We start from the raw sequence: 13418 nt of genomic DNA on the forward strand, positions 1-13418 counted from the left end.
AGGGATCAGGCTCCCGCGACCAGCTCGACCTGGATCTCGATCTCGACCGGCGCGTCCAACGGCAGGACCGCCACGCCGACGGCGCTGCGGGCGTGGACGCCCTTGTCGCCGAGGATGGCGCCCAGGAGCTCACTCGCACCGTTCAGCACGCCCGGCTGGCCCGTGAAGTCGGGGGCCGAGGCGATGAAGCCGACGACCTTCACGACACGCGCGATCTTGTCGAGGTCGCCGATCACCGACTTGACGGCGGCGAGGGCGTTCAGCGCGCACGTGGCGGCCAGCTCCTTCGCCTGCTCCGGCGAGACCTCGGCACCGACCTTGCCGGTGACCGGCATGCTGCCCTTGACCATCGGGAGCTGGCCCGCGGTGTAGACGTACACGCCCGACCGCACGGCCGGCTGGTACGTGGCCAGCGGCGGGACGACCTCGGGCAGGGTCAGGCCGAGCTCGGCCAGCTTCGCGTCGACGACACCGGTCATGCCTTCTCCCGCTTCAGGTAGGCCACGAGCTGCTCGGGGTTGTTCGGGCCGGGTACGACCTGGACGAGCTCCCAGCCGTCCTCGCCCCAGGTGTCCAGGATCTGCTTGGTGGCGTGAACCAGCAGCGGGACCGTCGCATATTCGAACTTCTTGGTCATGGGAGCGAGGGTAGTGCCTGTGATGCGGAGCTCATGCGCGTGCCGGCGGCCGGGTGGTCGTGGAGCCCGCCCGTGTCATCTGACCAGAGGCTTCACGCGCCCCGCGCGGAGCCGCCGTAACGCACCTCACCCTCGAACACTCCGGCAGAACCACCCGGCTCCCTCGCAGTCGACACGAAGGAATTAGGCTCGGACGCTGTGAGCAGGCTCCAGGTGGTCAGCGGCAAGGGCGGCACCGGCAAGACCACGGTCGCCGCGGCACTCGCGCTTGCCCTCGCACGCGAGGGCAAGCGGACTCTTCTGGTGGAGGTCGAGGGAAGGCAGGGGCTCGCGCAGCTCTTCGGCGCCGAGGCGCTCCCGTACGAGGAGCGGAAGATCGCCGTCGCGCCCGGCGGGGGTGAGGTCTTCGCGCTCGCCATCGACGCCGAACGGGCGCTGCTGGACTACCTCCAGATGTTCTACAAGCTCGGTTCGGCCGGCCGCGCCCTCAAGAAGCTGGGCGCCATCGACTTCGCGACGACCATCGCCCCCGGGCTTCGCGACGTGCTGCTGACCGGCAAGGCGTGCGAGGCGGTACGGCGCAAGGACAAGGCCGGCGCGTACGTCTACGACCACGTGATCATGGATGCGCCGCCGACCGGGCGGATCACCCGGTTCCTGAACGTCAACGACGAGGTGGCCGGCCTGGCCCGGTTCGGTCCGATCCACAACCAGGCGCAGGCCGTCATGAAGGTGCTCAAGTCCCCCGAGACGGCCGTGCACCTGGTCACCCTGCTGGAGGAGATGCCCGTCCAGGAGACCGCGGACGGCATCGAGGAACTGCGCCGGGCGGGGCTGCCCGTCGGCCGGGTCGTCGTCAACATGGTGCGGCCGCACCATCTGGACGAGGACACCCTGCGCACCGCGGCCGGCGACCACCGCGCGGAGGTGGCCAGGGCGCTGTCCCGTGCGGGCCTCGGCGGCGCGCGCCGTGGCGGGCTGGCCGAGCGGCTGGTGGACCCGCTGCTCGCGCAGGCCGCCGAGCACGCGAGCCGGGTGGAGCTGGAGCGCGCGCAGCGGGCCGTACTGACGGGGCTGGACCTGCCGACGTACGAACTCCCCCTGCTCGGCACGGGGATGGATCTGGCCGGGCTGTACGAACTGGCCAAGGAACTGCGCAAGCAGTCGGTGGCCGAATGAGCGAGGGGGTGGACACCGTGGGCCTGGACACTCCGCCGCGGCTGGCGGTCGACCGGCTGCTGGACGACCGGGAGACCCGGATCATCGTGTGCTGCGGGGCGGGCGGGGTCGGCAAGACCACCACGGCCGCGGCGCTGGGCGTACGGGCGGCCGGGCGCGGGCGGAAGGCGGTCGTGCTGACCATCGACCCGGCGCGGCGGCTCGCGCAGTCGATGGGGATCGACTCGCTGGACAACACTCCGCGCAAGGTCGAGACCGTGGGGGCGGGCGGCGGCGAACTGCACGCCATGATGCTGGACATGAAGCGGACCTTCGACGAGATCGTCGAGGCGCACGCGGACGCCGAGCGGGCCCGGGCCATCCTCGCCAACCCCTTCTACCAGTCGCTGTCGGCCGGCTTCGCGGGCACGCAGGAGTACATGGCGATGGAGAAGCTGGGGCAGCTGCGGGCCCGGGACGACTGGGACCTGATCATCGTGGACACGCCGCCGAGCCGGTCCGCACTGGACTTCCTGGACGCACCCAAGCGCCTCGGGTCCTTCCTGGACGGGAAGTTCATCCGGGTGCTGATGGCGCCTGCGAAGGTGGGCGGCCGGGCCGGGATGAAGTTCCTGAATGTCGGCATGTCGATGATGACCGGCACCCTCAGCAAGCTGATGGGTGCCTCGCTGCTGAAGGACGTTCAGACCTTCGTGGCCGCGATGGACACGATGTTCGGCGGCTTCCGCACGCGCGCGGACGCGACCTTCCGGCTGCTCCAGGCGCCCGGTACGGCCTTCCTGGTGGTCGCGGCGCCGGAACCGGACGCCCTGCGCGAGGCGGCGTACTTCGTGGAGCGGCTGGCCGCGGAGAGCATGCCGCTGGCCGGGCTGGTACTGAACCGGGTGCACGGCAGCGGAGCCGACCAGCTGTCCGCCGAACGGGCGTTGGCCGCCGCAGAGAATCTTGAAGAGGGCGGCATTGTCGATCAGGAGTCCGGGAAAGCTGGACTTCGTGACCCGGCCGCGGGACCCACCGACGCTGCGGAGGCCGCGACCCCTGAGGCGGCGGACACTCCGGAGACGGTAGACGGGCCGGCCACTGCGAAGACGGAAGACACGGCAGACAGGGCAGAAACGGAGAAGGCGGAGAAAGCGGAGAAGGCGGAGACCGCCGAGACGACACGGACCCCGAACCCTCCCGAGACAGGCTCCCCCGGCACCGAAGGCGACACCGCGGTCGTCGACCAGATCACGGCAGGACTGCTGCGCCTTCACGCCGAACGGATGCAGGTGATCGCGCGTGAGCAGCGCACACGCGATCGCTTCACCTCACTGCATCCCGAAGTGGCGGTGTCCGAAGTGGCCGCCCTGCCCGGCGATGTGCACGACCTCGCCGGGCTGCGGGCCATCGGAGAACGACTCGCGGCCGGGGTTCCGGCCGGAGCGTAGGCGTTCGTACGTCGTGGCGGCCGCGTGGTCTACCCGGCTGCCGCGTACGTCTCGTACGAAACGTCGATCTCCGCGTCTGCATCCATGGTGAGGATGCCTGTACTGCGCTCGTACTCCGTACGTGCGGTTTCGAGCAGCCGTCGCCACGAGGTGACGGTGGGACGCCGGCGCAGCAGTGCGCGTCGTTCCCGCTCGGTCATTCCGCCCCACACGCCGAACTCGACACGGTTGTCGAGCGCGTCGGCCAGGCATTCGGTCCGCACCGGACATCCGGTGCACACCGCCTTGGCCCTGTTCTGTGCCGCTCCTTGAACGAACAGTTCATCCGGATCGGTAGTGCGGCAGGCTGCCTGCGCACTCCAGTCGATAACCCAGCCCATCCCGGCGCCGTCCTCTCCCGAATCGAGGCTCCCCCACGGCGGTAGCGGCATATTCACCGCTGCCAGTTGAGGACGTTACGGAAGGCGGGCACCGTGCAACACCCCCGACGGGCCCAATCTTGAATGGTCCGAACGGACTATGGGTAAGCGGCAGATCACCCGACGGAGTGATCCGGCGACATGCCCGGCCATTCCGGCGATTCGGGTGTAATCGGCGGGGCGGCTTCAGCAGAAGGGCGAGATTCGGACATCAGTCCACCCCATTCGGGAAGGGTGAAAATCAAGCCGAGGGGTTGATGTCGCATCGCACTGCTGTGACAGTTGAGGACAGCTTAGGCCAAGGCATTCGCGTGTGTCCGGCGAATCAGAACGTAGGCTGCCCTCCATGGGAAAGAAGCGCTCGGGCGGCGGGCTCACGGGGAGCCAGCAGGCCGCCAAGTTCCTCGGTGTGTCCGTTCTCTCCGGAGTTGTGCTGGCCGGCATGGCGATTCCGGCCGCAGGCGCCCTGGGGCTCGCCGCCAAGGGCACGGTCGAGGGATTCGATGAGATCCCGGCCAATCTCAAGACTCCGCCGCTGAGTCAGCGGACCACGATTCTGGACGCCGAGGGTGGCTTGATCGCCACCGTCTATTCACGCGACCGTCAGGTGGTACCGCTCACGGCGATCTCCCCGTACATGCAGAAGGCGATCGTCGCCATCGAGGACTCGCGCTTCTACGAGCACGGCGCGGTCGACCTCAAGGGCATCCTGCGCGCGGTCAACCGCAACGCACAGGAAGGCGGCGCCGCACAGGGCGCCTCCACGCTCACCCAGCAGTACGTGAAGAACGTGTTCGTCGAAGAGGCCGGCGACGACGAGACCAAGGTGCGCGAGGCCCAGGAGAAGAGCCTCGGCCGCAAGATCCGCGAGCTCAAGTACGCGATCCAGGTCGAGGAGGAGCTCGGGAAGAAGAAGATCCTCGAGAACTACCTCAACATCACGTACTTCGGCCAGCAGGCCTACGGAATCGAATCCGCCGCACAGCGCTACTTCAGCAAGCCGTCCAAGGACCTGACGCTGGAGGAGTCCGCGCTGCTGGCGGGCCTCGTGCAGTCGCCGAGCCGGTACGACCCCGTGAACGACACGCAGGAGGCGATGAAACGCCGCAACATCGTCCTGCAGCGGATGGCCGACACCAAGGACATCTCGCAGGCGGAGGCGGAGGCGGCGAAGGCGAAGCCGGTCACCCTGAAGGTGACCCGGCCGAAGAACGGCTGCATCACCGCGGTCAAGGGCGCGGGCTTCTTCTGTGACTACGTGCGCAACTCCTTCCTGACCGACCCGGTCTTCGGCAAGACCCGCGAGGAGCGGGCGAAGGTCTGGAACCAGGGCGGCCTGACGGTGCGCACGACGCTGGACCCGCAGTCGCAGGACGCGGCCAACGAGTCGATCAAGGACCACGTCTACCAGGAGGACTCGATCGCGACGGCTGTGACCATGGTCCAGCCGGGCACCGGCCGGGTGCTGGCGATGGGCCAGTCCAAGCCGTACGGCTTCGGGAAGAACGAAACGCAGATCAACTACTCCGTGGACAAGCGGATGGGCGGCTCGAACTTCGGCTTCCAGGTGGGTTCGACCTTCAAGCCGTTCATCGCGGCCGCCGCCCTCGAGGGCGGCATGCCGCCGACGAAGGTGTACCAGGCGCCGAACAAGATGGACTACCCGAGCCCGATCTCCCGCTGTGACGGCTCCCAGTACGTCAACCCCTCCTACAAGAGGGAGACGGCGGAGAACGAGACCGAGGACGAGATCGGTCCGTACTCGCTGAGGACGGCGATGGAGAAGTCCATCAACACGTACTTCGTCGACATGATCGGCGAGATCGGCCTCTGCCCGGTGACGGAGATGACGCAGAAGCTCGGCGTGGTCCCGGCCGACGGCTCGAAGCTGCCCGAGTCCCCGTCGATCGCGCTCGGCTCGGCCGAACTCTCCCCGCTGACGATGGCCAACGCCTACGCGACCTTCGCCAACCGCGGCGTGTACTGCACGCCGGTGGCCATCGAGTCGATCACCGACGCGCACGGCAAGGCGCTCGCGGTGCCGAAGTCCACGTGCGCACGGGCGATGTCGACGGAGACCGCCGACACCATCAACACCCTGCTGGGCGGAGTGATCGACTCCGGCACCGGTGAGCGGGCCGGTCTGACCGATCGCGACAGCGCGGGCAAGACCGGTACGACGGACTCCCGCTACAACGCCTGGTTCGTCGGCTACACCCCGAACATCTCCGGCGCGGTATGGGTCGGCTCGGGCGGGGCGAAGAAGATCACGATGGAGAACATCGTGATCGGCGGCAAGCCCTTCCAGAAGGTCTTCGGCGGCGGTCTGCCCGGCCCGATCTGGAAGGACGCGATCACCGGCGCGCTCGCCGGCCACGAGGCCCTGCGCTTCACCACGGTCAGCATCCCCGAACCGAACCTTCCGTCCGGCGGCCCCCGCGGCAACAAGCCGCCCACGAACCCGACCAGGCCCGGCAAGCCCGGCGGCGACGGCAAGCCCGGCGGGCGGCCCGGCGGTCAGACGACCGGAACCACCGAGGGCGCCACGGGCGGCGTCACCGATCCGCAGCCGCCCTTCCCCGGGATCACGATCGACCCCGGCGACGGCCTGATCGGCGGCCGCGACGACCGGTAGCGCACCGGTCGGCGCACAGCACGGACAGAGGGAGGGCCCCAGCCGGAACCGGCTGGGGTCCTCCCTCTTCGGTGCCAGGTGCCAGGTGCCAGGTGCCAGGTGCCAGGTGCTCGCGCTCGGTGCCCGGCGCCGGTGTGCCTACGCAACCTGTGCGACGGCCTGTGCGACCTGTGAGACCTATGCGAGCTGCTGCTTGACGACGGCGGCGACGCGCCCGCCCTCCGCCAGCCCGGCGACCTTCGGGTTCACGATCTTCATCACGGCGCCCATGGCCCGCGGCCCCTCGGCACCCGCCGCCCTGGCCTCCTGGACGGCCTGCGCCACGATCGCGACGAGCTCGTCGTCGGTGAGCTGCTTGGGCAGGTACGTGTCGAGGAACTCGCCCTCCGCGGTCTCCCGGGCGGCCTGCTCGGGACGGCCGCCCTGGGCGAACGCCTCGGCCGCCTCGCGGCGCTTCTTCGCCTCCTTGGCGATCACCTTGAGGACTTCCTCGTCGGAGAGGACCCGGGCCTCCTTGCCCGCGACCTCCTCCTTGGTGATGGCGGAAAGGGTCAGTCGCAGCGTGGACGAGTGCAGCTCGTCGCGCGCCCTGATGGCGGTCGTGAGGTCTTCCTGGAGCTTGGCCTTGAGCGTGGTCATGGAGGTGAGTGTGCCAGGTACGGGGGCGGTGGCGCCCACCTGTTTTGCGGGTCTGCGACGATGGGTCCATGCGTGCGCGTTACGGAGTACCCCTGAAGGCGGCTGCCGGAATCGCGGCGGTGGGGGCCGCGGGTGTGGCCTATGCCGCCGGTTTCGAGGCGCGGTCGTTCCGCCTGCGCCGGGTCACGGTGCCGGTCCTGCCCCAGGGGATGCGCCCGCTGCGCATCCTCCAGGTCTCGGACATCCACATGGTCGGCGGGCAGCGCAAGAAGCGCGCCTGGCTGCAGTCCCTGGCGGGCCTGCGCCCCGACTTCGTCGTGAACACCGGCGACAACCTCTCCGACACCGAGGGCGTCCCCGAGGTGCTCGACGCACTGGGGCCCCTGATGTCCTTCCCGGGCGTGTACGTCTTCGGGTCGAACGACTACTACGGGCCGCGGCTGCGCAATCCCGGGCGCTACCTCCTCGAAAAGGCCCAGGGCCGGCACGGGCTGAACGGCAACAAGCCGGTCGTCGGCGCCGTCCACAACCCGTGGGAGGAATTGCGGGACGCCTTCGACGCGGCGGGCTGGCTGAACCTCACCAACACCCGGGCGCGGCTGAAGCTGGACGGCCTGGAGCTGGCCTTCACCGGGCTCGACGACCCGCACATCAAGCGGGACCGCTACGAGGCGGTCGCCGGCGGCCCGGAGCCCGACGCCGACTTCTCGCTGGCCGTGGTGCACGCCCCGTACCTGCGCGTACTGGAGTCCTTCACCGCCGACGGCTACCCGCTGATCCTCGCGGGCCACACCCACGGCGGGCAGTTGTGCATCCCCTTCTACGGGGCGCTCGTCACCAACTGCGACCTGGACACGAAGCGCGTGAAGGGCCTGTCCACGCACGAGGCGGAGGGCCGGCGCGCGTACCTGCACGTCTCGGCGGGCTGCGGCACCAACCGCTTCACGCCGGTCCGCTTCGCGTGTCCGCCCGAGGCGACCCTCCTGACGCTGACCCCGAAGGCGTAGGGACTCCGCGCCGCCGACCGCTCCGCGAAACCGGATTTCGTCTCCGGCGTGAGGTCCGCTAAAGTAATCGATGTCGCCAGGGCAGCAAGTGCTGCGGGGCGGCGATCGGGGTGTAGCGCAGCTTGGCAGCGCGCTTCGTTCGGGACGAAGAGGTCGTGGGTTCAAATCCCGCCACCCCGACGCTGAAATACCAGGTCAGAGCCGGTGTCTTGCAAAAGACACCGGCTCTGCTTGTTTCTCCCCACCCTCTCGGGAGAATCCTGGGAGAAACCTCCGCCGAAACGGCTCCCGGCTCGCTCCTACGGACGGGCCCGCAGCAGGGCGTCGAGGACAGTCACCGGCGACCCGGGAGCCATCCGCCGGCGCGCGTCGAGCGACTCCTCCCACATGCCGGTCAGGCCGGCCAGGAGTTCGCGGCGCATCTCCGGCGTGATGTGGGAGTACCGCGCCTGCACGGAACCGTCCTCGTGCCCCATCCGCTCGTCCTTCAGCTTCGGCGGCGTCCGCAGCTCGTCCATCATCGTCTTGTGGCTGTGCCGCAGCCCGTGCGGCGTCAGACCCCGCGCGATCGGCACCCACGACGCCTCGGCCCGGCGGGCGGCGCCTCGGCCGCGGGCCGGGATGCCCGGCCAGGGTTCCGCCACCAGCGGCACGGGGTGCGCCTCCTGCGGCGCCTTCTTCGGATACCAGCCGGTCGCGGCCGGCTGGAAGAGCCACGTCGCGAATCCGTTCCGCCGCCAGTGCGCAGCGTTCTCCACTGACGGCCAGTACCGGATGTACCCGAGATCGGCTATGGCCTGCTCGACCGCGGCCCGCGTACTGTCGGCCATCGCGGTAGGGCGGTTCAGCACGTTGGAGACCGTGCCGGCCGAGACACCAGCGACGCGCGCCACATCCACCAGCTTCGCCCCGGGACGCCGCGCGGCCCCATTCGCGGCAGCGTGCCCGCTGAACAGGTTTACCGCAGCCCATGGCAGTCGCACGCCTTCTCCCCCGCTCTGCCGACCGGCCGAGCAGGAGCCGGGTGAGCCAGTCAGGAGCGTCGATCGTCCGGTAGGAGTCGTCCTTGGGGGGACAGCGGTGCATCTCTCCGGAGTCGAGCTCGTAGAGCTGGTGCTCGACCCGCACGGCTGCCGGCCCGACGAACTTGGTCTCCAGCCCAACGATTTCGCCCCATCGCATGCCGGTGTAGCCCTTGAGCACGACTGCCACGAACTCGTCGTCCCGTCCGGACAGCAGAGCTGCACGCTCGGCGATCAGCAACACGCCGAGGGCGGACGTCACCACCTTCTCCGGGCCCCGGCTCCGGGATCGGCCGGCCCGTTTCCCGCGGCCCCGGGCGGCGGGTTGCCGGGTTCGACTCGCGCAGTTCCTCGTCAACCGCGTCGGCGAGGATCAGATGCAGGGTGCCGCGCCAGGTCTTGATGCTGCTCGCGGCATACTCGCGGGCGCGCTCGCCTCGCTCCCAGGTGTCGATCTCTCCGTTCGTGATCTCGCTGACGACGGCTTCCTCGAACTGTGGGAGCGGGTGCTCTTCGATGTGCCGGCGGTAGTTCTGCACCGTGGAGGCGGCGAGGCCCTGGCCTCGTACCAGCGGCTCGCGTAGTCGCCCAAGGTGACGCGCTCATGAGCTGAGCCGGGAGCAGTACGACTGGCAATGAGGGCCTTCTCCTCTTCCACCGCCGCCGCCTTTTCGGCGGCGCCCTTGGTTCGGAAGCGGATCGTCTTGCCGTACTCGTCCTTGACGGTGCCGTACTTGCCGGGCTCGATCCCGTATCGCCCGCGCCAGTAGTCCCCGCGGTCTTCTGCGAATCCCAAGGTGACCTCTCTATGAGTGAGCCCCGCCCGGGGCTCCGGGCGGGGCGGTGATCAGGCGGCTGTCTGCACACAGGGGCTGTGCGGCATCGCCGACGTGTGGAGCTGCTTACGGGGCGGTTGCAGCCCGGGAGGCGAGGACGTGCAGGAGAGCGAGCGGCACCCACACGATGTGTCCAGCCTCCTCGACGTCAGTCGGTTCGCCCACCTTCACCGCACCCCGAGACACGAAGATTCGTGAGGGGAGTCGACCATGCCGATCATGGGCCGATAGGTCACGTGCTCGACTGCTGTAGGGCGCCAGCCGGTCTCCTCTCCGGTTTCCCTCGCCGCTGTGCTCGCCTTCGTCCACGATGCCGTCGGGGATTTCCCACCCCCACTGCTGCGGGACGAAGCGGTAGCGCCAGATCATCAGCACGCGGTCCTGCTCATCGACCACGGTCGTGACGGCTACGTGATGCAGGCGCACTACGTGGTGCTCGAACCGCTCGACCCCGGGCGGTTCAACGCCCACGAGGTCGAGATTCACCCACCCGCTTTCATAGATCGTCCTGTTGCCGTGGATCGTCCAGGGCTCCTGCTCCGCCGGCGTCGCGACGCTCTCGCTCCCGACCACCCGATAGGAACTGCGGTCGTACGCCTTGATCAGATGCTCGTTCGCCAGCCGCGCGAGCACCTGGCGCAGCGCTGTGCGGCCGATCTCCAGCTCGGCGCTCATGGTCCGCGCGGAGGGAAGCTTCTCGCCAGGGGCCCTACTTGCCCGACTCGATCCATAATCGGATCGTCTGGTAGACCCTCGTCGACTTCGGCCCCATCCTCAGAGCACTATCCCCGGGTCGGCTGTGATCGCTTTGATCGGGTCGCACAAGCCGCATCGTCCGGCTGTGAAGCGCCCGTCGTAGACCAGGTGTGGGCCAGACGGACGCCAAGCAGGCTGAAGGCGGCTCGTGTACAGGTTGGCCCTGCGGGTAGTAGTGCCAGCGGAGCGCCTTGGCGTTCATACCGCACCCCCGGGCAGGCTCATCACACCGACGGTGCGGTTCGTCAGGTCGCGCCGCGCGGCCAGCATTCGGTCCGGGCCCGGCGCACGCGGCGCTTGTCCAGCTCACTGGCCGGACGGTCCAACGTTTCGCCTCTGTCTACGCCCCGCTCCACGACCTCGTCTACCGGGTAGGTTCTTCCCAATCCAGGCATGGCTAAGTGAACGGCGGAGAATAATTCGCTCTTGCGTAGGCCACCAGCCACCCTGTTGCCGTCATTGAAGCAATCTTTCGCCGCTTATTCAGCTCGTCCGGCTCATATGTCAGGAGGTTGGCCTCTTTGAGGGCTTTAATGGGCGACCGCAGTGGTTCAGCTGATTTGAATTCGAAAATCTGATAGTCGTCACAGGGGCGGCAAGTTCCCCCATGCAGCCTCAGCATGTCAAATATCTTCCATTCCTTCTCGCCGAGCCATTCGTCCGCAGCATCGCGATAGAGATCGGCATTCTCCGCCAGCCATGCTTCCAGCAAGTTGAGATCTTCGCTCTTATTGAGCGATGACCCAAACTGCCCATGCAGATAGATGGAATATTCCTCTGCAAACCTTAGAGCGGTTCGAAGATTTCGGTTGAAGATGTCATACAAGTACCAGAATCCGCCAGGGCCTACTGGAATTACCGGCTTGGCTCTAACCTTATAAGCGTCAATTCTGCGGCTTATAACTTCAGACATGAGGTCGTCTGGAATAGGTTTTACATCTATTGGATGCGCTAGACGATCTGCCAGTCGAGGAGTGGCGGCCGCAGAGCGGATCACTCCTTGAGCCCCGGACAGGATCCAGCGGACGCCTTGTTGAGCCATGACGTTGTCCCGCATCAAGTCGAGGAGTGCTCGCACGTTTTGGGAGGTCCGCATGAGCTCCATGTTGTCGACTACCGCAATAAAGCCACCATGGGCACGGGAAGGAAAGCAGCTTTCCAGTGAGGCCCTCATCGCTCTGGGGAAGCCGAATTCGGAGTAGGCGGCGCTACCCGAATGCGATCTCCCTGTCCCCATAGTGAGTCCCCCGATCGGGGAACTCAGCCCCCCTGCGCGAGTGCGGGATACAGGTTCGAGCATCCAGTGCTCGACATCCTTTTGCTTCGGGACCCTCCGCCCGGTGGCTTCCAGTCTGTCCCGGTGGGTTCTAAAGCCGTCTGCGACCTTGTAGAAGAGTTTACGCTGGAAAGTTTCAAGTGTAATATCCGGAGAGAGCTCGATAGGCTCATCCAGGGGGATCAGAGAATTGACGCTAGCTTCGCCACTTCTAAACGCTTTCTCCAATCGGTAACAAGCCACGGAAATTAGGCTTGTCTTTCCAACCCCAAAAGGCCCCTCGACGGTTGGGTGTCGTGTCGAGGATTGGAGTCGGGTAATGAGGCCGGCTATCTCCGCCTCGCGTCCGACGAGCAGGCCTTCCCCTTGCGTGGTTGCGGGGATTGGCTCGGTGTCGTACGGGCAGCCGACGAATCCAAAATCAGTCCAGATCGACATGGCATCTCCGCAGCAGGGAGCAGCGTTCTGGCTCTTCTCTCAGGATACGTCTGCACAATATGCGTTGCGAGCCGACCTCTCAGGTGATCTTTAGGACACTTGGGTGAAGCCCTCGTGGGAAACCCCCAAGATGACCGGCAGCTGCCCTGGGCCGTCTCTCGGCCTTGCGAGGGGGCCGACGATGGCAGAGGGCCACCGCGGAGTCGAGGTTCGCCGACTCGATCTGGGCAGCACGGACCCCCGCAGTTCTGAATCCGGCTACCGCACCAGAAGGCACCAGATAGGGCGGAGAGCAGCGGTCTCTTGAAAACCGTCGCGGTGCAAGTCACCGTGGGCTCAAGTCCACACCCTTGAACGGCCCCTGACTGTTACGAGCGGTAGGGGCTGCCGGCATGCCCCTGGCATCCGCATAAGGGTGCTGGGCCGAGCCCCACCCTCGGTACTTGAGGGCGCGATTGAGCGATGCCCTGATCAGGGGTTAGGCGGGTGCCCAACTGTGCCGACGGCCAAGGAGGAAGTAGCCAGAGGGGTGGAGGCCTATATGGTCAGGTGCCTGGTGGTGTGCTCTCGACATTCGCGCGGGATGTGGCTGCTGCTTCGTCGTCGCCAGCGCGGATGTAGGCGTTGGCGGACTGTTCCCATGCTTCCTGAACCTGGGAGGGTTCGGCACCGAATGCGTTCAGGGTGGTGGCGAACTCGGCCCATGCTTCTCCGGTACGCGCCCAGTCTTCTTCTTGAGTCAGCATCGCGACCGCATTCTCCCCAGCTGAGATCGCCTCCGCTTGACGTTCCAGGCCTCGACAGGCGGTGCCGAGGTTGTTCCAGGAGACGGCTTGGCCGTGGGTGTCGCCGGTCTCCTGGAAGAGGTCGAGGGCGGTTTGGTGGGCGTCGAGTGCTTCCGCGTCGCGCCGGAGCTCCCTGAGTGCGTTGCCGAGGCTGTTCCAGGCCCTGGCTTGGCCGTTGGTGTCGCCGGTCTGCTGGAAGAGGTCGAGGGCGGTTTGGCAGGCGTCGAGTGCTTCGGTGTGGCGTCGGAGCCCTCCGAGTGTGGTGCCGAGGCTGTTCCAGGCCCTGGCTTGGCCGTTGGTGTCGCCGGTCTGCTGGAAGAGGTCGAGGGCGGTTTGGCAGGCGTCGAGTGCTTCGGTGT

Annotated in this window: 10 protein-coding genes, 1 tRNA gene and 2 pseudogenes; 5 read left to right on the forward strand and 8 right to left on the reverse strand. The window is 67.4% G+C overall.

Translation table 11 applies throughout. From position 1 onward, the window contains the following. Positions 1 to 5: 5 nt before the first annotated feature. On the reverse strand, positions 6 to 479 hold the full coding sequence (locus ACWGIF_RS09615) for a RidA family protein (RefSeq protein WP_453493583.1): 474 nt from the start codon (positions 477 to 479) through the stop codon (positions 6 to 8). After that, on the reverse strand, positions 476 to 637 hold the full coding sequence (locus ACWGIF_RS09620; RefSeq protein ID WP_007264966.1) for a DUF4177 domain-containing protein: 162 nt from the start codon (positions 635 to 637) through the stop codon (positions 476 to 478). Before ACWGIF_RS09620 ends, ACWGIF_RS09615 begins: the two co-directional genes overlap by 4 nt. Positions 638 to 835: 198 nt before the next feature. Here ACWGIF_RS09620 and ACWGIF_RS09625 point away from each other — a divergent pair, with 198 nt between their 5' ends. Together ACWGIF_RS09625 and ACWGIF_RS09630 are read left to right on the forward strand one after the other, a co-directional pair. Then, entirely contained in the window at positions 836 to 1816 is a 981-nt protein-coding gene (locus ACWGIF_RS09625; protein ID WP_453493586.1) for an ArsA family ATPase, read from the forward strand. Continuing rightward, positions 1813 to 3246 carry an ArsA family ATPase gene (locus ACWGIF_RS09630; protein ID WP_453493589.1) on the forward strand — a complete coding sequence of 478 codons (1434 nt, stop codon included), beginning with the start codon at positions 1813 to 1815 and terminating at the stop codon, positions 3244 to 3246. The genes ACWGIF_RS09625 and ACWGIF_RS09630 overlap by 4 nt, the downstream gene beginning before the upstream one ends. A 29-nt stretch (positions 3247 to 3275) precedes the next feature. Here the strand turns inward: ACWGIF_RS09630 and ACWGIF_RS09635 are convergent, their stop codons facing one another. Beyond that, positions 3276 to 3626 carry a WhiB family transcriptional regulator gene (locus tag ACWGIF_RS09635; RefSeq protein ID WP_453493592.1) on the reverse strand — a complete coding sequence of 117 codons (351 nt, stop codon included), beginning with the start codon at positions 3624 to 3626 and terminating at the stop codon, positions 3276 to 3278. A 385-nt stretch (positions 3627 to 4011) separates the two neighbouring features. On the opposite strand from ACWGIF_RS09635, the gene ACWGIF_RS09640 reads away from it, so the two are divergent. After that, positions 4012 to 6300, forward strand: coding sequence for a transglycosylase domain-containing protein (locus ACWGIF_RS09640; protein ID WP_453493595.1), 2289 nt, complete (start codon positions 4012 to 4014; stop codon positions 6298 to 6300). Between the two features lie 177 nt (positions 6301 to 6477). On the opposite strand, the gene ACWGIF_RS09645 is transcribed toward ACWGIF_RS09640, so the two are convergent. Beyond that, complete coding sequence (locus ACWGIF_RS09645) at positions 6478 to 6939, reverse strand: GatB/YqeY domain-containing protein (RefSeq protein ID WP_453493598.1); 462 nt, start codon at positions 6937 to 6939, stop codon at positions 6478 to 6480. 68 nt (positions 6940 to 7007) lie between these two features. Here ACWGIF_RS09645 and ACWGIF_RS09650 point away from each other — a divergent pair, with 68 nt between their 5' ends. Then, positions 7008 to 7946, forward strand: coding sequence for a metallophosphoesterase (locus ACWGIF_RS09650; protein ID WP_453493601.1), 939 nt, complete (start codon positions 7008 to 7010; stop codon positions 7944 to 7946). A 106-nt stretch (positions 7947 to 8052) separates the two neighbouring features. Then, positions 8053 to 8126: transfer RNA gene (locus ACWGIF_RS09655), tRNA-Pro, on the forward strand. A gap of 119 nt (positions 8127 to 8245) precedes the next feature. Here ACWGIF_RS09655 and ACWGIF_RS09660 read toward each other — a convergent pair. From ACWGIF_RS09660 to ACWGIF_RS09675, 4 genes and pseudogenes are all read right to left on the reverse strand, one after another. Continuing rightward, positions 8246 to 9764 (reverse strand): annotated as a pseudogene (locus ACWGIF_RS09660) (LacI family DNA-binding transcriptional regulator). A gap of 106 nt (positions 9765 to 9870) precedes the next feature. Then, positions 9871 to 10576: pseudogene (locus ACWGIF_RS09665) on the reverse strand (GntR family transcriptional regulator). Positions 10577 to 10957: 381 nt separating this feature from the next. Continuing rightward, positions 10958 to 12274 carry a hypothetical protein gene (locus ACWGIF_RS09670; protein WP_453493604.1) on the reverse strand — a complete coding sequence of 439 codons (1317 nt, stop codon included), beginning with the start codon at positions 12272 to 12274 and terminating at the stop codon, positions 10958 to 10960. 545 nt (positions 12275 to 12819) lie between these two features. Further along, the coding region (locus ACWGIF_RS09675; RefSeq protein ID WP_453493607.1) for a tetratricopeptide repeat protein at positions 12820 to 13418 on the reverse strand (599 nt) is incomplete at its 5' end.

Source organism: Streptomyces sp. NPDC054849 (genome assembly GCF_053610945.1).